The following is a 24,336-nucleotide window of genomic DNA, read 5'->3' as shown; positions in this document are numbered from 1 at the left end:
GGCGATGGACCCACGGATGCGGAACAACCTGGGTGGGTCCTCGAGCCCTTACCTGCGTCAGCACGCCGACAATCCGGTCCACTGGCAACAGTGGGGCGAAGAAGCGATGGAGTGGGCGCGCGAGCGCAACGTGCCGATTCTCCTCTCGATCGGATACTCGGCGTGCCACTGGTGCCACGTCATGGCGCACGAGTCGTTCGAGAACGACGAGATCGCGGCCGTCATGAACGCGAACTTCGTCTGTGTGAAGGTGGACCGAGAAGAACGTCCCGACATCGACGCCGTCTACATGAATGCGACGGTTGCGATGACCGGCCAGGGCGGCTGGCCCATGACCTGTTTCCTGACTCCCGACGGTTCACCGTTCTACTGCGGCACGTACTACCCGCCGACGCCTCGCGGCGGAATGCCTTCGTTCACACAGCTTCTCGAAGCGATAGTCGACACCTTCACGAATCGGCGCGACGAGGTCGACAACGCGGCGCAGTCGATCGTCACGGAACTTCAGCGCGCGTCGGGCGGGATTCCGCACGGCGGAGCACCCATCGACGCCGAGCTGCTGAACGCGGCGGGCCGGTCGATCCTCGGCGACGAGGACGTCCCGCGCGGGGGATTCGGTGGGGCACCGAAGTTTCCACCGTCGGCACTACTGGAGGGGCTGCTCCGACAGTACGAGCGAACGGGTTCGGGCGAGATCCTCGGCGGCATCGAGCGCACCGCCGAAGCAATGGCACGTGGCGGGATCTACGACCAGTTGGGTGGCGGTTTCTCGCGGTACTCGGTCGATGCCGAGTGGGTGGTTCCGCACTTCGAGAAGATGCTCTACGACAATGCGCTGCTCCTGCGGTTCTACGCGCACTGGGCGCGGCGCACCGGATCGGACCTCGCCACTCGCGTCACCGAGGAGACCGCAAGGTTCCTGCTCTCCGATCTGCTGACCGAGAACGGTTGCTTCGCTTCGGCTCTCGATGCCGACACCGACGGCGTCGAAGGCCTCACGTACGTATGGACGCCGACGCAGCTGGTCGAGATTCTCGGCGCGGAGGACGGGCAGTGGGCGTCGGAGTTGTTCCGGGTCACCGATACCGGAACCTTCGAAGAGGGTGCGTCGGTACTGCAGTTGCTCCGTGACCCCGACGACTGGTCGCGCTGGCAGACGGTCTCCGACGCTCTACGCGCCGTCCGGGCTCAGCGTCCACAGCCCGGCCGCGACGACAAGGTGGTGACGGCCTGGAACGGGCTGACCGTCACGGCCTTGACGGAAGCCGGACTTGCCCTGGACCGACCCGACTGGATCACCGCGGCGGCCGAGTGCGCAGGCGCTCTTCTCGACCTTCACCTGGTGGACGGTCACTTGCGTCGTGCTTCCCTCGGCGGGGCTGTCGGCGCCCCGACGGGTGTGCTCGAGGATTACGCAATGTTGGCCACCGGCCTCCTGGCTCTATACCAGGCAACGGGATTGGCGCGGTGGCTCGATGCGGCGCAGCAGTTGCTCGACGTCACTGTCGACCACTTCGCTGATCCGGCCGAGCCGGGAAGCTGGTTCGACACGGCCGATTTCGCGGAGTCGCTCGTGACTCGGCCCCGAGACCCGTTGGACGGCGCGACGCCGTCCGGTGCGTCGAGCGTCGCGGAGGCTCTGTTGACCGCAGCGGCGTTGACCGATGCCGAGCGCTCTTCTCGTTACGCCCAGGCCGCGGCGGACGCGCTGGCGAGGGCCACGCTGCCGCTCGAGCGTGCGCCTCGGTCGGCGGGGCACTGGCTCGCGGTGGCGGAAGCGTCGTTGCGTGGTCCGATACAGGTGGCCGTCGTCGGGGAAGGTTCGCTGTTGGCCGATGCCCGCCGGCTTGCGCCGGGTGGTGCAGTGGTTGTCGGGGGTGCCCCGGATTCTTCACCGCTGCTTGCAGATCGACCCCTCGTCGACGGAGGTGAAGCCGCGTACATCTGTCGGGGATTCGTGTGTGATCGGCCGGTGACGACGGTGGTGGAACTGGCGAGTCAGTTGAACACGACGAGCCATACCGCGATGTAGTGGCAGATCGCTGCGACGACCGTCGCGGCGTGGAAGAACTCGTGATGCCCGAACGTCGTGGGCCACGGGTTTGGCCATTTCGTCGCGTACAGAATTGCGCCGACGCTGTAGAAGATTCCGCCGACGAGCAGCAGCACCATCGGCGCCACACCGACCTGGTGCGTCAGTTCACCGACCACGGGAACGATCGCCCAACCGAGGAGCAGGTAGAGCGGGACTCCCACCCATTTCGGGGCGGTGGGCCAGAGCATCTTGAGTGCGACGCCGGCGAGCGCGCCTGCCCACACGATCGCGAGGATGATCTTGCCGGTGTGAGTCGGGAGGCCGAGCATGGCGAACGGTGTGTAGCTGCCGGCGATGAAGAGAAAGATCATCGAATGGTCCGCACGCTTCATCCACGTACGGCCCTTGACCGTCTGCCACTGGATGCGGTGATACGTCGCGCTGATGCCGAAGAGGCCACAGATCGTGACGCTGTAGATCGCGGTCGCCCAAGCCGCTTTGGCGCCGACCTGAGCGCCGGCTACGGAGACGAGAACGATGCCCGCGACGACGGAGACACCGAGCGCCCACAGATGGATCCAACCGCGCATGCGTGGTTTGACCGGAAGCTCTTCGAGCCCGAATGCCGTCATGTGCAACCCCTCTCGTTCCGTACTGTTGCCAACCGCGTAACCTACGGTACCGTAGGTTACGCATCAGTAGCATAACCTACCTGCGGGTTTTCGACGTGTACAAAAAGCGTGACGGCGCTCGCATGTGGCTGTCACTGCCGGGCGTAGTCTTTGACACCATGGTGATGTCACGGTGAATCTGCGCGGACTGCTGTACAGCATCTACGAGCGACGACTCCTCAGTCATCTCGACGGTCTCGCGCACCCACGGCACGTAGCGGTGATGTGTGACGGAAATCGGCGATGGGCTCGCGAGAACGGCTTCACCGATGTCAGTCACGGGCACCGCATGGGCGCGCTCAAAATTGCCGAATTGCTCGAGTGGTGCGACGCCGCCGGAATCGAGATGGCAACCATCTACCTGCTCTCGACCGAGAACCTGCGCCGCGAGCCGGAAGAGCTCGACACCCTCCTCGAAATCATCACCGACGTCGTCGAAGAGATCTCCGGGCCCGGCAAGAACTGGAGTGTGCAGATCGTCGGGGCTCTCGATCTTCTGCCTCCCGAGCAGTCCAGGCGCTTGCGGGAAGCGGCGGCGGGGACGAGCGGCCGAACCGGGACACATGTCAACGTCGCGATCGGATACGGCGGGCGTCAGGAGATCGCCGATGCCGTCCAATCGCTCCTGCGCGACAAGATCGGTGCGGGTCTGAGCGGCGACGAACTGATCCAGGCCGTCACGGTCGACGGCATCGACGGGCATCTGTACACGTCGGGACAGCCCGATCCGGATCTGGTGATCCGCACCTCCGGCGAGCAGCGGCTCTCCGGATTCCTGTTGTGGCAGAGCGCCTATTCGGAGATCTGGTTCACCGAGGCGTACTGGCCCGAGTTCCGTCGAGTCGACTTTCTTCGAGCCTTGCGTGATTACGCGGCGCGGCACCGCCGGTTCGGCGCCTGAGCCGTCTCAGAGCTTGCGCAGCCGCAGCCGGTTGATCGTGTGGTCGGCGTCCTTGCGCAGCACCAGGGTTGCGCGGGGACGGGTGGGGAGAATGTTCTCCACCAGGTTCGGGTGATTGATCGAGTTCCAGATCTCCTTCGCCGCGATGGTCGCGTCACGGTCGGAGAGGCCGGAGTAGTGGTGAAAGTGGGCGTTCGGATCGGCGAACGACGTGTTGCGTAGCGCGAGGAACCGCTGGATGTACCAGGCTTCGATGTCCTCGATGCGGGCGTCGACGTAGATCGAGAAGTCGAACAGATCGGAGACCATCAGACGCGGGCCGGTCTGCAGGACGTTGAGGCCCTCGATGATGAGGATGTCGGGCTGGCGGATCAGGTGGTACTGGCCCGGGATGATGTCGTACGAGGTATGCGAATAGACCGGCGCCGCTACCTCTTCCGCCCCGGACTTGACTTCGGTGACGAAGCGCAACAGCTTGCGGCGATCGTAGCTTTCGGGAAAACCCTTGCGGTGCATGATGCCCCGACGCTGGAGTTCCCTGGTCGGATAGAGGAATCCGTCCGTGGTGACGAGGTCGACGCGCGGATGGTGATCCCAGCGGGCCAGGAGGGCTTGCAGCACACGAGCAGTCGTGGATTTTCCGACCGCGACCGAACCGGCGACGCCGATGACGAAGGGCACCTGACGGTCGGGATGCTTCTCGCCGAGGAAGGTCGCGGTGGCCGCGAACAGTCGTTGGCGTGCCGCTACCTGTAGGTGGATCAGACGTGCGAGGGGGAGATAAACCTCGGCAACTTCTTCGAGATCGATCTGCTCGCCGAGACCACGCAAGCCGTACAACTCGTCCTCGGTCAACACCAGTGGCGTCGACTTACGCAGTGTCCGCCACTGCTTGCGGTCGAACTCGACGTAGGGACTCGATTCGTTGGTGCGCGCCATCAGCCCAGCTCACCGGCACGTAGTGAACCCGGGGCCCGGCGGACGAAACAGCTATGCGAGCAAGCCAGGCGCGTGTGCGCACGATCCGAGTGCATAGTCGGATTGTGCTCGGTGCCACGTCCGGGACTTTCGCCGGGTGGCATTCCGGAGCGAGCGACTAGGCTCGGTGGTTATGGATCCAGACACACTTGTTCGCCAATACCTGCTGCTCGGACTGGGTTTCGACCGTCTCGAAGACGGGTTCGTCGACGCGTTCACCGGTGACCCGGTGCTGCGTAAGCAGATCGAGAGCGCCCCGAAGCCCGATCCGCGTGAACTTGCCCGCACGGCACGTGAATTGCGGGGCGAGTTGGCCGGAAGTGGTCTGAATGCCGAACGCTCCCACTTCGTCGACGTACACCTTCGCGCCCTGGAATGCTCCGGGCGCAAGTTCGCGGGTGAGGACATCGGCTTCGTGGACGAGGTCGAGGCGTACTTCGACGTACGAATCGAAAAGGGAAACGAGGACGCCTACAGCGACGCTCACCGGTTGATGGGTGAAGTTCTGCCCGGTCCGGGACCGCTGGCGCAGCGGGTGCAGGCGCATCGCAAGGCCGACGAGATCCCCGCGGCGAAACTGAACGAATGCGTCGAGGCAATGTCGAGTGCGCTGCGCGATCTGGTCCGCGGCACGTTCGGGCTTCCCGCGTCGGAAACCGTCGAATACGAAGTGGTGGGGGACAAGCCGTGGTCCGGCTTCAACTACTACCTCGGTGACTACCGCTCCAAGGTTGCGATCAATTCGGATCTGCCGCAGTTCATGGCCAACCTGCCGCGGCTGATCGCGCACGAGTCCTACCCCGGCCATCACACCGAGCATTGCCGTAAGGAAGCCGGTCTGGTCGGTTCGGGCCAGCTCGAGCAGACACTGTTCCTGGTCAACACGCCGCAGTGCATCATGGCCGAAGGCCTCGCGGATTTGGCGCTGGAAGCGATTGTCGGCCCGGACTGGGGTTTGTGGGCGCAGGACATCTACGCCGACCTCGGCTTGTCTTTCGACGGGGAAAAGGCGCAACGGCTCTCCGCCGCGTCGGGGCAACTGCTGAGTGTCCGGCAGGATGCGGCGCTGATGTTGCACGACGAGGGGCGCAGCCTCGACGACGTGGCGCTGTTCCTCGAACGGTGGTCGCTGTCGACGCCGGAACGCGCTCGCCAATCGCTCAAGTTCCTGTCTTCGCCGCTGTGGCGGGCGTACACCAGCACGTATGTCGAGGGATACCGGCTGCTCGGGGGCTGGCTGGACGAGGTGCCGGTGGGCGTGGAGCGCACCGAACGCTTCCGCAGGCTGCTCGACGAGCCGCTGGTCCCCAGCTCTCTGCGTGCTGCCTAGTGCCGGGTGGAGACGGCGGGAGCGAACTTCGTAGACTGGACGCATTCGTTTCCGCATCCAGCTTGGAGATTCCTCGATGACCGCTGTGCCCGGCTCCGACGTCAACTCTGCATCACTCGCCGAACTCGACCCCGAAGTCGCCGAGGCGATGGCTGGTGAATTGGCTCGTCAGCGCGACACGCTCGAGATGATCGCGTCGGAGAACTTCGTTCCCCGCTCGGTTCTGCAGGCTCAGGGCAGCGTCCTGACCAACAAGTACGCCGAGGGCTACCCGGGACGTCGTTACTACGGCGGTTGCGAGCACGTCGACGTCATCGAGGATCTGGCGCGCAACCGTGCGAAGGAACTCTTCGGTGCAGAGTTCGCGAATGTTCAGCCGCACTCGGGCGCACAGGCCAACGCTGCTGTTCTGATGGCACTGATGAACCCGGGTGAGAAGCTGCTCGGCCTCGACCTTGCACACGGCGGTCACCTCACGCACGGCATGAAGCTCAACTTCTCCGGCAAGTTGTACGACGTCGCGTCCTACGGCGTCAGCAAGGAAGATCACCGCATCGACATGGACGAGGTGCGCTCGATCGCCCTCGCCGAGAAGCCGAAGGTCATCGTTGCCGGCTGGTCCGCGTACCCGCGTCAGCAGGACTTCGCGGCGTTCCGTGCGATCGCCGACGAGGTCGGGGCGTACCTGTGGGTGGACATGGCTCACTTCGCCGGACTGGTTGCGGCAGGCCTGCACCCGTCGCCCGTCCCGTACGCAGACGTCGTCTCCTCGACCGTCCACAAGACCCTCGGTGGTCCGCGTTCGGGCCTGATCCTGGCGAAGAAAGAGTGGGCCAAGAAGCTCAACTCCGCTGTCTTCCCCGGTCAGCAGGGTGGACCGCTCATGCACGCCATCGCGGCCAAGGCAGTCACCTTCAAGATCGCTGCCGGTGAAGAGTTCAAGGATCGTCAGGCACGCACCCTTTCCGGTGCGCGCATCCTTGCCGAGCGTCTGGGCAACAAGGACGTCGCAGACCAGGGCATCAGCGTCCTGACCGGCGGCACTGACGTCCACCTCGTGCTCGTGGACCTGCGTAACTCGCAGCTCGACGGCCAGCAGGGTGAGGACCTTCTGCACGAAATCGGCATCACGGTCAACCGCAACGCTGTTCCGTTCGATCCCCGCCCGCCGATGACCACCTCCGGTCTGCGTATCGGTACCGCAGCGTTGGCCACTCGCGGATTCGGTGATGCCGAGTTCACCGAGGTCGCCGACATCATCGGTACCGCTCTGGCCGGCAACGCGGATCTGCCGGCGCTGCGTGCGCGCGTCGCCAAGCTCGCTCTCGACCTTCCGCTGTACGACGGTCTCGAGAACTGGGGCCTGCTCAGCAAGAACGTCTAGGAATTCCTTCACCGACGGCCCGGTCCCTTTCGAGGGGCCGGGCCGCTGGTTTTTTCCAGTCGCGGATTGTGGCATCGGTCACATGACCGATGGTGGCCGAGTTCGGTGCTTCCTAGCCTGAGAGCATCACCCCTCCGGCGAAGGAAACCCCATGACCGAACAGAATCTGCATTGGCTCTCCGCTACCGAGATGGCGGCGTCGGTCGCGTCGAACAGTCTCTCGCCCAACGAGATTGCCGAAGCGATGATCCAGCGCGTCGACGCCGTCAATCCGTCGATCAACGCGATAGTCCAGTTCGATCGCGAGCAGGTGACGCGCGATGCGGCCGAACTCTCACGGCAACAGGAAGCGGGCGAGAAACTCGGCCCGCTGCACGGCGTTCCGTTCACGATCAAAGATCTGACGGCAGTCGACGGGCTGCCGACCACGTTCGGGATGAAGCCGATGGCCGACAACATCGCGACGGGAAATGCCGTCGTCGTGGACAGGCTGCGAGGCGCCGGCGGACTGTTCCTGGGAAAGACGAACACTCCCGAAAGTGGTTACTACGGTGGCACGGACAACCACCTGTACGGGCCGACGCACAACCCGTGGAAGCTCGGCAACAGCGCGGGCGGGTCCAGTGGCGGTGCGTCGGCTGCCGTGGCTGCAGGCCTCGGGCCACTCGCCGAGGGCAGTGACGGCGCGGGATCGGTGCGTATCCCGTCGGCGCTCTGCGGGGTCGTCGGGTTGAAGCCGACCACCGGCGTCATCCCGCAGACCATCCTGGCCGGGCGCTTCTACAACTGGGCGTATCACGGTCCGATCACCCGGACTGTTGCCGACAACGCGCTGATGCTCGACATCATGGCCGGGCCGGACAATGCGGACCCGCTCTCGATCGAGCGTGCCGAGACCTCGTACGTCGAAGCCTCGAAGGGCGACGTGAAGGGCCTTCGCGTGGCGTGGTCGACGAATCTCGGTCTCGGCCATGTTGATCCGGAGGTGCTGGCGGTGTGTCTCGACGCGTTGTCGGCATTCGAGGAATTGGGTGCCCAGATCACCGAGGCGACCCCGCAGTGGGGAAATCCGTCGGAGTCGATGTGGAACGGCATCTGGGTTCCCGGTTTCGCTTCCGAATACGACTTGCTCGACTGGGAGAACCAGCGCGGCGAGGTCGACGACAACCTGATCGAGATCATGCACGAGGCCGAGCGGCTCACCGGTGTCGACGTCGGGCGGGCCGACGCATTCCGCGGCGTCATGTGGGACACGTGGACGACGTTCATGAACGACTACGACGTGTTGGTCTCGCCGACCCTGGCTTCGGCCACGTTCCCGCTCAGTCAGTTCGCCCCGTCGTGGCTCGAAGGTGCGTCGCTGCGTGAGCAGTTGCTCGATTGGCTCTTCACCTACCCGTACAACATGCTCAACAATCCGGCGATCACCGTGCCCGCCGGATTCACCGCCGACGGTCGACCGGTGGGGCTGCAGATCGCCGCACGTCACCGCCGGGACGCACTGGTCTTGCGGACTGCCGCGAACTTCGAAGCGGTGCGTCCGTGGGCGGACAAGAAGCCGGCCGATTCACTGGTCGTGGCCTAGCTCACACGATTGGCTAGATTGGTGTGATGACGTCTGTACTGCCTGATCGCGGCGCTGGACCTGACATGTTCGCGCCGCGATCGCCGGCGGCCGGGGCGTACGGCATTCTCGGCCTGTGCGCCGAAGAACTCCGCGCACGTGGACTCGCGTACTCGGCTGCGGCGGTCACGTACCGAGACCCGTCGAGCGGAAGACATCGGGCTCTGGCGAGTTCCGGATACGACGCCAGGGTGCTCGAGTTCCTGCTCGAGGACTTCGTCGCCGATCGCAATCTCTTCGGCATCATTCGCGAGGCTTCGGGCGTGCCCGTGTTCTGGCAGGACGTGCCACGATTCGAGCAGGTCGAGATGGTCACCGATGTTCTGCGGCCGTCCGGGTACGCCGAGGGTGCGTCGGTCGCATTGGGGTTCTCCGGCCGTGAGGTGACCGGATTGCTGCACATGAGCTTCGCGGATTCCGGCGTCGTCGATCGCGTACGGGAGGTGGTGGCGGCGTCCAGCGCAGCCTGCTCGCGCGTCGTGGGGGACCAGGTGGCGCTCGATCGTGTCCATCTGAGCCCACGGGAGATTCAAGTACTGCAATTGGTGGCCAGGGGCGCGGGCAATGTCGAGATCGCCGAGGAGTTGTTCGTCAGCCGTCGCACCGTCGCCACCCATCTCGAGAACATCTTCGTCAAGACCGGAACCAATTCGCGGGTTCAGGCAGCGGTGCGCGCCGCGAAGTGGGGTCTGATCGAGTCCTGAGTGACGCCGAATCACACGAGTGGCATTTTGTTACCTGGCGTTCACCAGATGTGCGGCTCGTTCCGTGGCGCGAGTGTCCGATCCGCAGTACCGTCGGCAGTAACGAGTAACCAGAAGTTACTTGTGCGGGAGGTTCTGATCGTGACTGAAACACTCAGTACGAGAGGGCCGGCGCCCGGCCCTTGTTTCAGCTGACACAGCGTCACCTGACACCAGAGCCGTCCGGCCCAGCGAGCTGAGTTTGCGCGGGTGCCGCGCAGACCTAGGAGCCCAACGTGACTGCATCACGCTCCGTCTCTGCCCACTCGGCCCGGGCTGATCTATCAGCCGGGAATCATTCGGGAGATGCACTTCGCACGTACGTCTTGGATACCTCGGTACTACTGTCCGATCCATGGGCTGTCACTCGATTCGCCGAACACCACGTGGTACTCCCACTGGTCGTGATCAGTGAACTCGAAGGCAAACGGCACCACCACGAACTGGGATGGTTCGCCCGAGAATCGCTCCGCATGCTCGACGATCTACGGATCGAATACAGCCGCCTCGACCGTCCGGTGCCGATCGGCACCGAGAACGGGACACTGCAGGTCGAACTCAATCACACCGACCCTGCGGTCCTGCCCGTCGGATTCCGCACGGACAGTAACGATTCGAGGATTCTGGCGTGCGCGCTGAACCTTGCGGCGGAGGGCAAGGACGTAGTCCTCGTCAGTAAGGACATTCCGCTTCGTGTGAAGGCAGGCGCGGTGGGACTACCTGCCGACGAGTACCACGCTCACGACGTCGTGCCCTCCGGATGGACGGGCATGACCGAGCTGGACGTCGCCTCGACGGACATCGACGAGCTGTTCAACGAGGGTTTCCTGGACCTCGACGAAGCGCGAGATCTGCCGTGTCACACGGGTCTTCGCCTGCTCGGTGGTTCGTCGAGCGCCCTCGGTCGGGTGACTCCCGACAAGCGCATCCAGTTGGTGCGCGGTGAGCGCGAGGCGTTCGGGTTGCACGGCCGCTCCGCCGAGCAGCGCATTGCGCTCGATCTCCTCATGGACGAGAGCATCGGCATCATCTCTCTCGGTGGTAAGGCGGGCACCGGTAAGTCGGCCTTGGCTCTGACGGCAGGTTTGGAAGCCGTTCTCGAGCGCCGCACTCAGCGCAAGGTTGTCGTCTTCCGTCCGTTGTATGCCGTTGGCGGACAAGAACTCGGCTACCTTCCCGGTAGTGAGAGCGAGAAGATGGGCCCGTGGGCTCAGGCCGTTTTCGACACTCTCGACGGGTTGGCCTCGCCAGAGGTTCTCGAAGAGGTTCTCGCCCGCGGAATGCTGGAAGTGTTGCCGCTGACGCACATTCGCGGTCGGTCGCTGCACGATTCGTTCGTGATCGTCGACGAAGCGCAGTCGCTCGAACGAAATGTTCTGCTGACAGTGCTTTCTCGTCTGGGAACCGGCTCGCGAGTGGTCCTCACGCACGACGTCGCGCAGCGTGACAACCTGCGAGTGGGCAGGCACGACGGAGTTGCGGCCGTCATCGAAAAGCTCAAGGGGCACCCGCTTTTTGCGCACATCACACTCACGCGCAGTGAGCGTTCGCCGATCGCCGAGTTGGTGACCGACATGCTCGAGGAGTTCGGCCCCACTTCCTGAGAAGTGATCTCCCCGTGCGGACTTCGGTCTGCACGGGGAGATGCCTGGGTTTGAAGTTGTTCAGTTTTGCAGCGGTCCCAGTTCGTTGTCGAGAACTTCCTGCACGACACGCATCGCCGCCAGTCCGGCCGGAGCGCCGCAATACGCGCTCGCGTGGATCACGGTTTCGACGATCTCGGTGCGTGTCAAGCCGTTTCGCAATGCCCCACGTACGTGGCCTTTGAGTTCGTTCTCGGCGCGCAGCGCGATCAGCATCCCCAGATTGATCAGACTGCGACTGCGGCGATCGAGTCCGGGACGCGTCCATACCGAACCCCAGACGTTGGCCGTCACGAAGTTCTGCAGTTCTTCGCTGTCCGTTCCCCGGGTGCGCTCGAAGGCGGCGTCGACGAAATCGGCCCCCATGACTTCGGTGCGCACAGCCAATCCGGCGTCGAAGGAGTCAGGCGTGGTGTTTTCGGACATGGCAGGTTCGCTCGCTTTCGGCAGGTGATTTCAGGCCGGAGCAAGCCTACTTCGTGTCCCGGTCCCGACGACTGCGCGGCCGACCGCGGTCACCACGCCCCACGCGACGTCTCGCAGACTGAAGTAGTCCCGCCAGACGCAGACCTTGCCGTCGCGCAGTTCGAAAGTTCCGCATACCCAGAACTCGATGCGCAGCGGTCCGACGGTGAGGATGTCGGTGCGTTCGGTGAGCACCGTGGACTCGTCGCCGACGATGTGGTGCATCTCCGCCTCGAATTTCAGTGAAGGCTTGGTGACCAGACGTAGCGCTCGCACGACGGTCTTCTTGCCTCGCAGGGTGGGGAGCGAGACGTTCTGCCAGACGATGTCGTCTGTCATCAATTCGGCTGCGGCGTCCACGTCGAAATCGGTGAGGGCCGCGAACATTGCGTTCACCGTGGCTGTCGAACTACTCATGGGGTGTCCTTGGCTGATTATTCGGCCGGTGTTGCCCGGATGAAGGTACCGAGATGATCGTGATCGAAGTACTCCAAGGTTAGCGAGTTTCCGTCGAAGGTGGCCTTCGAGACCGTCCCGGCCGGTGCGTTCTCGCCGCTGAGCGGGAACGTGAAGGTGTTTCCGTCCCAGTGGGTCAGAGGGTACGTCGCGGCCGCGGGACCCATGGTCAAGGTCAGCGCACCGTTCTGCTGCGTCACGAGCGCGGGACCCCAGTACGGATTGCCGTAGTCGCCGGTCAATTGGTCTGTCGGTGGCGCGGGAGCGGGGGAGGCCGGCGGCGTCTTCCCGGCAAGTTCGCCCTCAGGGTCGGCCTGTGAGGCAAAGGACGCTTCGTACAGCGGGCGCCACTCGCGGGTGATCTTCCCGAACTGCACCAGATCGGCGAATTCGGCGGTCAAAGTCTCTGCGACGCCGGTGGGCGTGCCGTTGGTCAGAACGACTATGCCGACGTCAGCGGAGGGAATCGTCACGAAATTGGTCCCGGCACCGAGCAGGAAGGCGCCGGAGTGGCTGGCGGTCACACGGCCTGCCGCGCTGTCGGAAACGTTGAACCCGTAGCCGTAGAAGCCGGAGCGTTCCCCGATTTCCTGCGCATGGCGCGAGACGATTTCCGGGTTGACTGCGGGCACGAGCGCCTCCGTCTGAACGACCTGCTGCCCCTGATACCGACCGCCCGCCAGCACCATGTCCAACCACTTGGCCATGTCGTTCACCGAGGAGCTGACTCCACCGGCGGGGGATTGGGCGTCGGCGTCCCGAACCGGCCCTACCTTGTACTTTCCGTCTTCGAGGATGTGGCCGACTGTTCGATTTTCTCGGGCTTGGTAATCGGCGAACCGCGAAGACGTCGATGTCATACCGAGCGGACCGTAGATCGTGTTCTGCGACAGCGTTTCCCAATCGGTGCCCGCCGCGGCTGCAACGGCCTCCGCACCGGCAGTGACGCCGAAGTTCGTGTACTCGTATGTGATTCGGAAGGGATTGAGCGGTAGTTGGCGAAGTTTTTCGAGCACCTGTGCCCGGTTGTAGCCCAGGTCCTCCAGCCCGTCGCCGGCGTGGTCCGGTAACCCCGACCGATGCGTGTAGAGATCGGAGATCGTGAGGTGGTCGGTCACCCACGGATCGGCAAGCGCAAACCCCGGCAGTTTCGAGATCACCGGAGTGTCCCAGTCGACGGTCCCGATTCCGACTTCGTGGGCGACCACCGTGGCCCCGACCGATTTCGACACCGATGCCAGTTGGAACACGGTGTCGGCATCGACGGTGGCGCTCTTACCCAACTCGCGAACCCCGAATCCCTTTGCGTACACAGTCTTACCTCCGTGCACCACGGCCACCGCCATGCCGGGAACACCGGAACTTGCCATGAGGTCGTTCGCGAGGCCGTCGAGCTTCCCGACCGCGTCGTCGATTTGCCCGTCCGGGATCGGCACCCCGGCGTCGAGACCCGGGCTGGCGTCGCTGACGACCGGCCCGGGCGCCGAGGTGGTGTCTGAATCGGACGAGCATCCGGCGAGCAGGGCGACCGTCAGTACTACCGGAACCGCCGCTGCCGACAGTCGCGAGCTGTTTCTACTGGTGATGGACACGAGATTCTCCCTAGCAGGGTTGTCGTCGGTACCACTCGGTCAATCCAGTATCGGGGAACGGCGGGCTGATATTGGGACAAATCGGGAAACCTTGTAGCTACTTCGGGGTCTTGGTTGTCAGACTGCCGAGAATGGAGCCTTCCGTGACCGGCTTCCAAGGGAGCAACAACGCGACCAGCAGAGCGGTGATCAAGGCTGCTCCGACTGTGAAGTACGACGCGATGGCGAAGCCTTCCAGGCATGCGGTCTTCATCGTGTAGATCAGACTGTCCTTCTGCTGCTCGAAGAGCGGACTGATGTCGCGGGAGCGGATTTCGATGACGCTGAGCACGGACTCACGAGCGAAGCCTTTCTCCTGCGCCGACATCACGGCGTCGGGAATGGCGTCGACGATCGGAGCCACCTTGGACGTGTAGTACGAGGCGACGATCGAACCGATGACGGCGACGCCCAGGGTCCCGCCGAGCTCACGCGTCGTGTCGTTGACTGCCGAACCTGCGCCCGCTTCGTCGAGGGGCACCGAGGACATGATGGAGTCGGTCGCCGGTCCCTGGACAATTGCGAGGCCCAGACCCATGAGGACCATCGAGATCACGACGGGTCCGAGGTAGGGCGTCTCGACGGTCGTCCGACCCGCCAGGAACATCCCGCCGCTGAGTACCAGGAGGCCGAACACCATCACTGCAGTCGTGCCGAGTTTCTGTGCCGCCAAGGTGGCGACTGGGGCGCCCACGGCGACAGCTGCAGCGAAAGGCAAAGAGTGGATGCCGAATTCGAGCGGCGAGTACTCCCGAACGCCCTGGAAGTACTGCGTGATCAGGAACAAGAATCCGAACATGCTGAAGTAGCTGACAGCAATAGCCAAGGCGGGGAAAGAAAACCGCCGGATTCGGAAGAGATTCATGTTCAGGATCGGCGCGTCGGTGCGCAGTTCCCATGCGACGAATGCGGCCAAAAACACTGTCGCAGAGAGGTATCCCGTGATGCTGAATGTCGACACCCATCCGCGATGTGGTGCGTCGATGATGGTCCACACCAGAATGACGATGCCCAGTAGCGACAAGATTGTTCCGACGAAATCGAATCGGCCGACGTGGAGCGCCTTCGATTCCGGAACAACCAGCAGCACACCCACGATGACCAACAATGCTGCCGGAACGTTCATCCAGAACACCGAGTGCCAGGAGAAGTGCTCGAGAAGCCAGCCGCCCGCAGTCGGGCCGATGGCAATCGCGAAGCCGGCCATTGCGGTCCAGGCCGCGATGGCGATGGCTCGTTCTCTGGCGTCGGTGAAGATGTTGGTGATCATGGCCAACGTAGCCGGAAAGACAGCTGCGGCAAAGACACCCATGGCGGCTCGCGCCATGATCACCTGTTCGAGGTTGGAAGCCAAGGCGCCGACGAGCGACATCGCACCGACGCCGATCAAGCCGATGATCATCACTCGGCGGCGTCCGAAGCGGTCACCCAGGTGGCCGAAAGTGAGTAGGAACCCGGCGAAGGTCAACGTGTACGCGTCGACGATCCATTGCAGGTCGCTGACGCTGGCGAACAAGTCGACGCTCATCGTCGGCAATGCGACGTTGACCACTGTGTTGTCCAGCACGACAAGGAGTTCGGCGAGGCAGATGAAGATCAGCGCAGTGAATCGACGTGACTTGGTCATCATGGGCGCCGAGGGCGCCGGTGCAAGTGTGTGAGACATGTTTGTACGCCATCTCTGCTCCTGCGCGGACGGCAGCAGCGGTTGGAAGAAAGAGGGTTGGTCAGCTCGGGGCCGAGACCAGAGCCTTGAGGTGAGCGCCGATGCGATCGAGAGGCGCCGTGGTGTGCTGAGCTTTTGCCATCAGCGTTGCGCCTTCGATTGACGCGATCACGACGGTTGCCCACTGTGCTGCAGTCTCGGACGGCTGTCCCTGCTGCCAGAAGAACGATGTGAGAAGCGATTCCCACGAGGTGAAGGATTCGCCCGCAGCAGTTAATGCCGCCGGCGTCGACGCGCCCTCCACTGCCGCGGCTGCGACCGGACAGGAGGAGGTGAAATCGCTCTCTACCAAGCTGTTTCGAAATATCGTGACAACCGCGTCGATGATCTCCGGTGGGGAAGACTGAGCGATCATCGAACTGATGGCGGCACTGACGCCCCGGCCGAAGTAGGCAACTGCTTCGCCGGCCAGCTGTCCTTTGCCCTCGGGAAAGTAGTGGTACACCGACCCGCGGGGAGCTCCCGAGCGTTCGACGATCTCGGTGAGCGAGGTCGTCGCGATCCCGTGTTCACGGAAGGCATTGATGGCGCCGACCAGCATCAGAGTGCGGGAATCAGAGTCGGCCATCCCGCCATCGTATGCAATCGCAGTGCTGTTCGAATCATCTGGTGCCGCTGATTCTTTTGGTACTCCCCACTTGCGACGCGCTGCGGCGATCGGACAACGCGTCTGCGGGCCGGTCATGGCAACGAGGCGTCTCGAGGTGTGTTCATCACTGCCTCCCAGTATGTCGATCGGTATAGGAACGAATCTGATACTAGATGTAACCGACAGACACAGTCAAGTGTTGTGTGCAGGTGGTGGGTATCGACGGAGATTCTTGGTGGCAAAACTCCCCGAACAGTGGTTATATCGTGCGGTATAGAGCTGTTGCTTCGAGCACCAGCTTCGGAGGAGAGGAAACGACATGCCGGCACGGACGTCAGTTGCACGAAAACGAAGAATCGAAGTCGCAGTCGGGAAGTATTTCGCCAATCCGCTGGTCACCGGATTGAATCGGATCGGTTTGATGCCGTCGTTGATGACCGAGATCGAGACGGTTGGACGCCGAACCGGTCTGACCCGTCGAGTGCCCGTTGCGATCACCTACGACGGTGACGAGGCGTGGGTCATTGCGCAGCATGGCACCGGCACGGGGTGGGGTGCCAATATCTCTGCGACGCCGAAGGTTCGGATCCGTCGCCGCGGCGAGTGGGTGGACGGACAGGCCCAGATCATGCCGGACGACGACGTGCCGGCACGGGTGAAGACATTTGCGTCGGGGAAGATCAGATCGGCGCTGACGGCCTCTGCCTTTCGCGGATTGCAGACCGATCCGGTCAGTGTTCGCATCAGGCTTGAACTCGATCCGTCAACCGATTGAATCAACGGGAGTTGAAATGATCGGTGCGGAATGACCCGGTGCGTTCTCGTCGTTGACGAATGCAGCGGTGGCGCGATCGCCACTGCACACGACGAAGGAGCAGGGTCATGCGCATCGGAATCATCGGAGCCGGTCAGATCGGTGGCACGCTCACACGTAGGCTCGCTGCGCTCGGTCACGACGTGCGCGTCTCGAACTCGCGGACACCGGACACGCTTGCAGAACTGGAAGCGGAGACGGGCGCGAAGGCAGTCCGCAGCACCGAGGCCGCCGAGGGTGCCGAGCTGGTCATCGTGAGCATTCCGCAGAAGAACGTGGTTGATCTACCGGCAGGGATCCTCAGCGGTGCGGTCGCCGGTGCCCCGGTCATCGAGACCAACAACTACTACCCGCAACAGCGTGACGGTCTGATCGCCGCCATCGAGGACGGACAGACCGAAAGCGGATGGGTGCAGGAACACCTGGGTGTACCGGTGTTCAAGGCGTTCAACGGAATCTGGTGGAAGCATCTCCTCGAGAAGGGGCTTCCCGAAGGTGCAGAGGGGCGCATTGCGCTACCCGTCGCCGGCGACGACGACGCGAACAAGCAGGTCGTCTTCGATCTGATCAATCAGTTGGGCTTCGATCCCGTCGATGCGGGAACGATCGACGATTCCTGGCGTCAGCAGCCGGGAACTCCCGTGTACGGCAAGGATTTCGATCGCGAAGCGACGCTGAAAGCATTGGCCGAGGCGAGCCCCGATCGCACCGACGAGTGGCGGGCAACCACTACGGTGTAGGGAAAGTGTGGCGGTTTCCGAAGTGGAAACCGCCACTCTTTTGTTTGTTCAGTCCTTGACCTTCGCCATCGCCAGAACGTCGAGACGCTTGTCGAGTTCTTCCTCGCTCAGCTTGTCCGGGACGAGTCCGCGCTCGATGACGACCTGACGGATCGTCTTCTTCTCTTTGAGCGCCTGCTTCGCGACGGCTGCGGCTTCCTCGTAACCGATTGCCGAGTTGAGGGGCGTCACGATCGACGGCGAAGATTCGGCGAGTGTCTTGAGGTGCTCCTCGTGCGCGACCAGTCCGCTGACGCACTTGTCGGCAAACAGACGAGAGACATTGGCCAGCAAGGTGAACGACTCCAACAAGTTGCGGGCCATGACCGGGATGTAGACGTTGAGTTCGAAAGCTCCGGCGGCGCCACCCCACGCGATGGCGGCGTCGTTTCCGATCACCTGAGCCGCAACCTGAGTGGTTGCCTCGGGCAGGACCGGGTTCACCTTTCCGGGCATGATCGAGCTTCCCGGCTGCAGATCAGGGAGTGCGATCTCGCCGAGTCCGGTCAGCGGACCCGATCCCATCCACCGAATGTCGTTGGCAATCTTCGTCAGTGAGACGGCGATGGTCCGCAGCGCGCCCGATGCCTCGACCAGTCCGTCACGCGCGGCCTGCGCTTCGAAGCTGTTCTTCGCCGGAGTCAGCGCGTCGACACCGGTCGACTTGACCAGTTCGGCAACAACTTTGGGGCCGAATCCATCCGGAGCATTGAGACCGGTGCCGACTGCTGTTCCGCCGATCGGCAGCTCGCCGAGGCGGGGGAGTGTTGCGTTGACGCGCTCGATGCCGGCCTCGATCTGACGTGCGTAGCCGCCGAACTCCTGACCGAGCGTGACCGGCACAGCGTCCATCAGATGGGTGCGTCCGGATTTGACGACGGTCTTCCACTCGGTCGCCTTCGTGGCAAGCGCAGCATGCAGATGTTCCAGTGCCGGAACAAGATCGGTGACCGCTGCTTCGGTAGCTGCGACATGCGTGGCGGTGGGGAAGGTGTCGTTGGAGGACTGCGACATGTTGACGTGATCATTGGGATGTACGTCCACACCGGCGGCCTTCGCGATGGATGCGATGACCTCGTTGGCGTTCATGTTCGAACTGGTTCCCGAGCCGGTCTGGAAGACGTCGATGGGGAACTGATCGTCGTGCTTGCCTTCGGCGATCTCGTTCGCGGCGGCGATGATTGCGTCGGCCTTGTCCGCGTCGAGGAGTCCGAGGTCCTTGTTGACCTGCGCACACGCTGCTTTCAGCAAGCCCATTGCGCGGATCTGGGTGCGCTCGAGCGGGCGCCCGCTGATCGGGAAGTTCTCGACTGCACGCTGGGTCTGTGCTCGCCACAGTGCGTCGATGGGCACCCGAACTTCGCCCATGGTGTCGTGTTCGATTCGGAACTGTTGATCGTTGCTCTCCGTCATGGCTCCACATTGCCACTTTTCGAGAGCGGGTAGGGGACTACGTCCCCCGTGAGCGGTTGAGGAGTGCAGGGACTCCCTAACCACTCACGGGGCGGAGCCCATCAGAACGTCGGGGGAACCGCGCCCTCTTCGCCGTCGAAGTCGACGGAGCTGTACTCGCGCAGCTTCTCGAGACGGTGGTACGCGTCGATCATGCGAACGGTGCCGGACTTGCTACGCATCACGATGGACTGCGTGCTGGCGCCACCGCCGTAGTAGCGGACGCCGCGCAGGAGGTCACCGTCGGTGACGCCGGTGGCGCAGAAGAAGACGTTCTCGCCCGAGACGAGATCTTCGGTGGACAGGATCCGATCGAGATCGTGACCGGCGTCGATGGCCTTCTGACGCTCTTCGTCGTCGGTGGGGGCCAGCTTGCCCTGCAACGATCCACCCATGCAGCGCATGGCTGCTGCGGCGATGATGCCCTCTGGCGTTCCGCCGATGCCCACGAGCATGTCGGTGCCGGACTCCGGACGCGCTGCGGCGATCGCGCCGGCAACGTCACCGTCGGAGATCAGACGGATACGAGCGCCGGTGTCGCGAACGTCCTGGATCAGCTGGTTGTGACGCGGGCGGTCCAGGATGCAGATCGTGATGTCGGAGACCGACGCCTTCTTGACCTTGGCCACGCGCTTGATGTTCTCGGCGATCGGTGCGCTGATGTCGATGACATCTGCAGCATCCGGTCCGACAGCGATCTTCTCCATGTAGAACACGGCCGACGGATCGAACATCGCGCCGCGCTCGGCAACAGCCAGAACGGAGATCGCGTTGGGCATGCCCTTGGACATCAAGGTGGTGCCGTCGACCGGGTCGACGGCGAAGTCACAGTCGGGGCCGTCGCCGTTTCCGACCTCTTCGCCGTTGAACAGCATCGGCGCTTCGTCCTTCTCGCCTTCACCGATGACGACGATGCCGCGCATCGAGACTGAGGAGACGAGCTGACGCATGGCGTCGACGGCTGCTCCGTCGCCGCCTTCCTTGTCGCCGCGGCCTACCCAGCGGCCGGCAGCCATAGCACCGGCTTCGGTGACTCGGACCAATTCGAGTGCGAGGTTACGGTCCGGGGTCTCACGATGAGTGCTGCTGGCCGTCATGTGCGGTGCCTCCTGGCGCGGTCGCGGTCGACGGGGTGTGTCGACGCAGTGGTTTCTTCAGGCGTCATTGTCCCAGATGGGAGCGGCTACGTGCGCTGTCGGGTCGCCGCAGAGACGTTTTGTCTCGCTCGAGGGGGACCGGGAATCGTATCTACTGCGGAGTACCTGGATACTGGGGGTGTGGCATCGAAGAAACCCCGCATTCTCGAAGACAACAAAGACATGGTCTGGTCTCTCGTACCGTTGGTGCTGTTCTGCATCATCATTGCGGGCATCGCCAGCCAGTGCACGTTCAGTCCTGGCGGCCCGACACAGGGGCCTATCCCGAGCGTCGACGTGGACGCAGCTCTGAACTACGACGCGAAGGAACTCGGATTTCCCATCCGTAATCCCGGTGTTCCGGACGGGTGGACTCCGAACTCCGGCAGTCGCAAGATCATCTCCGGCGACGGCGGCGGAGATTCGAGCACTGTGGGATTCATCACGACCAGTGGTCGCTACATCCAGCTGACACAGAGCAATGCCGAGGAATTCCCGTTGGTGTCACATGTTGCCGGTGGACAGCGATTCGCGACCGGAGTCGAGACCGTCGGTGCCGATACGTGGAACGTCTTCGGCGGCGAAGGTGTCGAGTCGATCTGGGTCACGGACGTCGGGGATGTTCGCCTGTTGCTCACGGGCGCGGCGACGCCGGAAGAGTTCCGGATTCTTGCCGAGAAGGTCGGCGCAGCGCAGCCGATCACGCCATAGGATTTGCGGTCGGAGCGGACGCTACTCGTCCGCTTCGGCCAGAGCCTTTTCGACGCGGGCCCTCGCGCCGGCCAAGTGCTCTTCACAGCGCTTGGCCAACGCTTCGCCTCGCTCCCACAGTGAGAGTGACGCGTCCAGGTCCAGACCGCCCTGTTCGAGAATCTTCACGACGCTCACCAGTTCGTCCCGGGCTGCTTCGTAGCCGAGTTCGTTGATGTCGGTGTCGGTGGCGTTGCTCATTTTTCTCTTCCCATCACTGCGGCGCGAACGGCGCCGTCTGCAAGTCGAACTCGAATCTGGGTACCGGGTGGCGCGTCCTCGACCGAGCGCAGAACCTCCGGATCGCCATCGGCGACAACACGTTGCACGACTGCGTACCCGCGGGCCAGCGTCGCGGCGGGGCCCAGCGTGGTGAGCCGGGCGCGCAGATGCTCGATCGTTCGGGACTCGGAATCGATCAACCGAGTCACATCCCGTCGTCCGGCGGCTTGGAGCCTTTCGACCTCCTCGGCGCGACGGTCCACCGCGAGCAGCGGCGATGCCATGACCGGTCGAGTGCGCAACTGTTCGATCAGATGAGACTCACGCTTGACCCAGCTGCGCAGTGCCGCAGCGCTGCGGTCACGCAGATCCGCAACCAGGGCAGCTTCCGCAACCGCGTCGGGTACGACGCGCTTGGCCGCGTCCGTGGGTGTGGCTGCGCGCAGGTCGGCGACGTGGTCACTGAGCGGGCTGTCCGGCTCGTGTCCGATGGCACTGACGATCGGCGTCGTGCAGGCCACGATGGCGCGGCACAGCGCTTCGTCGGAGAACGGCAGGAGATCCTCGACGCTACCGCCGCCGCGAGCGAGGATGATGACGTCGACTACCGGGTTGGCGTCGAGTTCCTTCAGCGCTTCGATGATCTGGGGAACAGCAGTCGGGCCCTGAACCGCGGTGTTACGCACTGCGATGGCCACTGCTGGCCAACGACGATGGGCGACTGAGACGACATCCTTCTCGGCCGCACTGGCTCGGCCCGTGATCAGGCCGATCGTGCCGGGCAGAAACGGAAGCGGCCGTTTGAGCCGCGGATCGAACAAGCCCTCGGCGGCGAGCAAGGCGCGCAGTCTCTCGATGCGGGCAAGCAGCTCACCGATACCCACGGCGCGAATCTCGGTGACACGCAACGACACCGTTCCGCGTCCGGTGTAGAACGAGAGCTTGCCGAACATCACGACTCGCGAGCCCTCGGTCAACGGCACCGGGGAGTTGTGCAACAACTGCGGTGAGCACGTGATCGACAGCGACATGTCTGCCGACGGATCACGCAGGACGAGAAAGGCCGTTCGGGTGCCGGGGCGTGCATTGATCTGGGTGATCTGACCTTCGACCCAGATACTGCCGAGCCGATCGATCCAGCCGGCGACCTTGGCGGAAACCGTGCGGACCGGCCACGGCTGCTCAGCGCTACTGGCGCCGGACGATCGCTGCGATGAAGCGGGGGGCGTTGCGGAAGTCACTTTGCCTTGGCTGTGGTGATGCGGTTAGTGAGCATGGTCTGGAACGGTGCGCGAGCGAGCGTCGCATTCTCGTAGTCCAGGACTGCGGTCAGCTCGTCGATGCTGAGCGTCCGGATGCGCGCACGGAGCTGTGCGAGTGTGAGGTTGGGGTAGTCGAGTTCGGTGACGATCTCGGGCTCTTCGGCAGGTCCGTCCGTCGTAGCTGCCATGGATTCGGACTCGGCGACGGGTGCGGGTTCCTCGATGGGGGCCGTCGGCTCGAGCGAGTAGAGCGCGAAGCGACCGGCGTTGGTCGGGGTGTCAGCGGTGGTCGATCCGGTGGAAGACGTCGGGTCAGCAGGCGCATCGACGTCTTCGTCGAAGACCGCCCACTCGGGCTGTTCGTCCTCGGAAGACCAGTTGATCAGTGCAAATGCCTGATCGCCCTTGATCGCCAGCGAGGTGATCGACTGCTGCACGCGCATGCTTGTCTGCAGCATCTGGCTCACGGCGGTCATCGGCAGGGCGACGGCGGTGGTGGGCAACTTCTTTGCCTCTTCCATCGCGGTGACGGCGAGTCCCGCGGCAACGCGCGCCACGAACGGTGGTCGGATCATTCCCACAGCTTGCCGCAAAGCTCCGACAATCGGTAGCCGACTTGCCTGTGACGGCCGTACTCGTTTACTTCGGAACCTTCGGTCGGAGCCCGAAACCGAGGTGTTCACGTTTGCCGGAGTGTCTCACGTTCGAGGTGCCAGTAGGCTGGTCACATGTCTTCGGCTGTTCCTCTCAATCTCGGTATCGCGCACTCGGCTGATTCGCCGTCCACCCGCAAGGGCAGCGCCAAGCGCGTGCTCCTCGCCGAGCCTCGCGGCTACTGCGCCGGCGTCGACCGCGCGGTCGAGACCGTCGAGAAGGCCCTCGAGAAGCACGGCGCACCCATCTACGTGCGTAAGGAGATCGTCCACAATCGCCACGTCGTCGAGACGCTCGAAGATCAAGGCGTGATCTTCGTCGACGAAACCGACGAGGTTCCCGAGGGATCGTTGCTCGTGTTCTCGGCGCACGGTGTGTCGCCGGCCGTCCACGACTCGGCTGCCGAGCGGAACCTGCGCACGATCGACGCAACGTGCCCCCTGGTCACGAAGGTGCACCAGGAAGCGAAGCGATTCGCCCGCGACGATTACGACATTCTGCTCATCGGCCACGAAGGCCACGAGGAGGTCGAGGGCACCGCAGGTGAGGCTCCCGATCACGTCACCATCGTCGACGGCCCGGATTCGGTCGACGCGGTCACGGTTCGTGACGAGTCGAAGGTCATCTGGCTTTCCCAGACCACACTGAGCGTCGACGAGACGATGCAGACCGTCGCGCGCCTGCGTGAGCGCTTCCCCAATCTGCAGGACCCGCCGTCCGACGACATCTGCTACGCCACGCAGAACCGTCAGGTTGCGGTCAAGGCGATGGCTCCCGAGTGCGATCTCGTGATCGTGGTGGGTTCGCGGAACTCGTCCAACTCGGTTCGCCTGGTCGAGGTCGCGCTCGGGGCGGGCGCTGCCGCGTCGTACCTGGTCGACTACGCCCGTGAGGTCGATCTCGCGTGGCTCGAGGGTGTCCAGACCGTCGGCATCACGTCGGGCGCATCGGTACCCGAGGTGCTCGTGCGCGGCGTGATCGAACTTCTTGCCGAGCACGGATACAACGACGTTCAACCCGTCACCACTGCCAACGAGACTCTGGTGTTCGCCCTTCCCCGTGAATTGCGAGCAGCGCGCACGTCCTGAAAC

23 protein-coding genes are annotated in these 24,336 nt (G+C 63.7%); 11 read left to right on the top strand and 12 right to left on the bottom strand.

Going from position 1 to position 24,336, the window contains the following annotated elements; genetic code table 11:
- Positions 1–4: 4 nt before the first annotated feature.
- On the top strand, positions 5–2,032 hold the full coding sequence (locus RA302_RS20675) for a thioredoxin domain-containing protein (RefSeq protein ID WP_070162422.1): 2,028 nt from the start codon (positions 5–7) through the stop codon (positions 2,030–2,032).
- Here RA302_RS20675 and RA302_RS20670 read toward each other — a convergent pair.
- Complete coding sequence (locus tag RA302_RS20670) at positions 1,999–2,667, bottom strand: hemolysin III family protein (protein WP_058037248.1); 669 nt, start codon at positions 2,665–2,667, stop codon at positions 1,999–2,001. The genes RA302_RS20675 and RA302_RS20670 overlap by 34 nt on opposite strands.
- A 172-nt stretch (positions 2,668–2,839) precedes the next feature.
- Here RA302_RS20670 and RA302_RS20665 point away from each other — a divergent pair, with 172 nt between their 5' ends.
- Positions 2,840–3,607, top strand: a complete 768-nt coding sequence (locus tag RA302_RS20665; protein WP_003945211.1) for an isoprenyl transferase — start codon at positions 2,840–2,842, stop codon at positions 3,605–3,607.
- Positions 3,608–3,613: 6 nt separating this feature from the next.
- Here RA302_RS20665 and coaA read toward each other — a convergent pair whose 3' ends face one another.
- Positions 3,614–4,546: a type I pantothenate kinase gene (gene coaA / locus RA302_RS20660; protein ID WP_003945270.1), complete on the bottom strand. Its 933-nt coding sequence runs from the start codon at positions 4,544–4,546 to the stop codon at positions 3,614–3,616.
- A 172-nt stretch (positions 4,547–4,718) separates the two neighbouring features.
- Between coaA and RA302_RS20655 the strand changes: the two genes are divergently transcribed.
- From RA302_RS20655 to RA302_RS20635, 5 genes are all read left to right on the top strand, one after another.
- A complete protein-coding gene (locus RA302_RS20655; protein ID WP_070162420.1) occupies positions 4,719–5,915 on the top strand; it encodes a DUF885 domain-containing protein in 1,197 nt (398 codons plus the stop codon).
- A 76-nt stretch (positions 5,916–5,991) separates the two neighbouring features.
- The gene (glyA, locus tag RA302_RS20650; protein ID WP_003945195.1) at positions 5,992–7,299 is read left to right on the top strand and encodes a serine hydroxymethyltransferase; all 1,308 of its coding nucleotides are present in this window, start codon (positions 5,992–5,994) and stop codon (positions 7,297–7,299) included.
- A gap of 151 nt (positions 7,300–7,450) precedes the next feature.
- Entirely contained in the window at positions 7,451–8,884 is a 1,434-nt protein-coding gene (locus RA302_RS20645) for an amidase family protein (protein ID WP_070162418.1), read from the top strand.
- A 26-nt stretch (positions 8,885–8,910) separates the two neighbouring features.
- The gene (locus tag RA302_RS20640) at positions 8,911–9,627 is read left to right on the top strand and encodes a LuxR family transcriptional regulator (protein ID WP_030536254.1); all 717 of its coding nucleotides are present in this window, start codon (positions 8,911–8,913) and stop codon (positions 9,625–9,627) included.
- A 275-nt stretch (positions 9,628–9,902) separates the two neighbouring features.
- A complete protein-coding gene (locus tag RA302_RS20635; protein ID WP_003945274.1) occupies positions 9,903–11,270 on the top strand; it encodes a PhoH family protein in 1,368 nt (455 codons plus the stop codon).
- Between the two features lie 60 nt (positions 11,271–11,330).
- Here RA302_RS20635 and RA302_RS20630 read toward each other — a convergent pair whose 3' ends face one another.
- From RA302_RS20630 to RA302_RS20610, 5 genes are all read right to left on the bottom strand, one after another.
- Complete coding sequence (locus tag RA302_RS20630; protein WP_003945227.1) at positions 11,331–11,735, bottom strand: carboxymuconolactone decarboxylase family protein; 405 nt, start codon at positions 11,733–11,735, stop codon at positions 11,331–11,333.
- Between the two features lie 30 nt (positions 11,736–11,765).
- Positions 11,766–12,191, bottom strand: a complete 426-nt coding sequence (locus tag RA302_RS20625; protein ID WP_007726363.1) for a limonene-1,2-epoxide hydrolase family protein — start codon at positions 12,189–12,191, stop codon at positions 11,766–11,768.
- A 17-nt stretch (positions 12,192–12,208) separates the two neighbouring features.
- Complete coding sequence (locus RA302_RS20620) at positions 12,209–13,822, bottom strand: serine hydrolase (protein WP_162113661.1); 1,614 nt, start codon at positions 13,820–13,822, stop codon at positions 12,209–12,211.
- A 97-nt stretch (positions 13,823–13,919) separates the two neighbouring features.
- On the bottom strand, positions 13,920–15,491 hold the full coding sequence (locus RA302_RS20615; RefSeq protein WP_070162415.1) for an MFS transporter: 1,572 nt from the start codon (positions 15,489–15,491) through the stop codon (positions 13,920–13,922).
- 97 nt (positions 15,492–15,588) lie between these two features.
- Positions 15,589–16,155: a TetR/AcrR family transcriptional regulator gene (locus RA302_RS20610; RefSeq protein WP_003945239.1), complete on the bottom strand. Its 567-nt coding sequence runs from the start codon at positions 16,153–16,155 to the stop codon at positions 15,589–15,591.
- A 340-nt stretch (positions 16,156–16,495) separates the two neighbouring features.
- Between RA302_RS20610 and RA302_RS20605 the strand changes: the two genes are divergently transcribed.
- Together RA302_RS20605 and RA302_RS20600 are read left to right on the top strand one after the other, a co-directional pair.
- A complete protein-coding gene (locus RA302_RS20605) occupies positions 16,496–16,951 on the top strand; it encodes a nitroreductase family deazaflavin-dependent oxidoreductase (RefSeq protein WP_070162413.1) in 456 nt (151 codons plus the stop codon).
- A gap of 59 nt (positions 16,952–17,010) precedes the next feature.
- Positions 17,011–17,730, top strand: a complete 720-nt coding sequence (locus RA302_RS20600) for an NAD(P)-binding domain-containing protein (RefSeq protein WP_076948324.1) — start codon at positions 17,011–17,013, stop codon at positions 17,728–17,730.
- A 48-nt stretch (positions 17,731–17,778) separates the two neighbouring features.
- On the opposite strand, the gene RA302_RS20595 is transcribed toward RA302_RS20600, so the two are convergent.
- Both RA302_RS20595 and glpX read right to left on the bottom strand, forming a co-directional pair.
- Positions 17,779–19,182, bottom strand: a complete 1,404-nt coding sequence (locus RA302_RS20595; RefSeq protein WP_003945220.1) for a class II fumarate hydratase — start codon at positions 19,180–19,182, stop codon at positions 17,779–17,781.
- A gap of 101 nt (positions 19,183–19,283) precedes the next feature.
- Positions 19,284–20,318, bottom strand: coding sequence for a class II fructose-bisphosphatase (gene glpX / locus RA302_RS20590; RefSeq protein WP_003945202.1), 1,035 nt, complete (start codon positions 20,316–20,318; stop codon positions 19,284–19,286).
- 180 nt (positions 20,319–20,498) lie between these two features.
- Between glpX and RA302_RS20585 the strand changes: the two genes are divergently transcribed.
- On the top strand, positions 20,499–21,068 hold the full coding sequence (locus RA302_RS20585) for a DUF4245 domain-containing protein (protein WP_003945206.1): 570 nt from the start codon (positions 20,499–20,501) through the stop codon (positions 21,066–21,068).
- A gap of 21 nt (positions 21,069–21,089) precedes the next feature.
- Here the strand turns inward: RA302_RS20585 and RA302_RS20580 are convergent, their stop codons facing one another.
- From RA302_RS20580 to RA302_RS20570, 3 genes are read right to left on the bottom strand one after another with little or no spacing between them, the layout of a single operon-like run.
- A complete protein-coding gene (locus RA302_RS20580) occupies positions 21,090–21,308 on the bottom strand; it encodes an exodeoxyribonuclease VII small subunit (RefSeq protein ID WP_003945276.1) in 219 nt (72 codons plus the stop codon).
- The gene (gene xseA / locus RA302_RS20575) at positions 21,305–22,570 is read right to left on the bottom strand and encodes an exodeoxyribonuclease VII large subunit (RefSeq protein WP_003945258.1); all 1,266 of its coding nucleotides are present in this window, start codon (positions 22,568–22,570) and stop codon (positions 21,305–21,307) included. Before xseA ends, RA302_RS20580 begins: the two co-directional genes overlap by 4 nt.
- Positions 22,567–23,166, bottom strand: coding sequence for a lipid droplet-associated protein (locus RA302_RS20570; protein WP_141751485.1), 600 nt, complete (start codon positions 23,164–23,166; stop codon positions 22,567–22,569). Before RA302_RS20570 ends, xseA begins: the two co-directional genes overlap by 4 nt.
- A 153-nt stretch (positions 23,167–23,319) precedes the next feature.
- On the opposite strand from RA302_RS20570, the gene RA302_RS20565 reads away from it, so the two are divergent.
- Positions 23,320–24,333: a 4-hydroxy-3-methylbut-2-enyl diphosphate reductase gene (locus RA302_RS20565; protein WP_003945273.1), complete on the top strand. Its 1,014-nt coding sequence runs from the start codon at positions 23,320–23,322 to the stop codon at positions 24,331–24,333.
- Positions 24,334–24,336 lie beyond the last annotated feature (3 nt).

This window comes from Rhodococcus sp. DN22, from assembly GCF_036669995.1.
Taxonomy (GTDB): Bacteria; Actinomycetota; Actinomycetes; order Mycobacteriales; family Mycobacteriaceae; genus Rhodococcus_F; species Rhodococcus_F erythropolis.
This window is presented reverse-complemented; position numbering and strand designations above follow the sequence as displayed.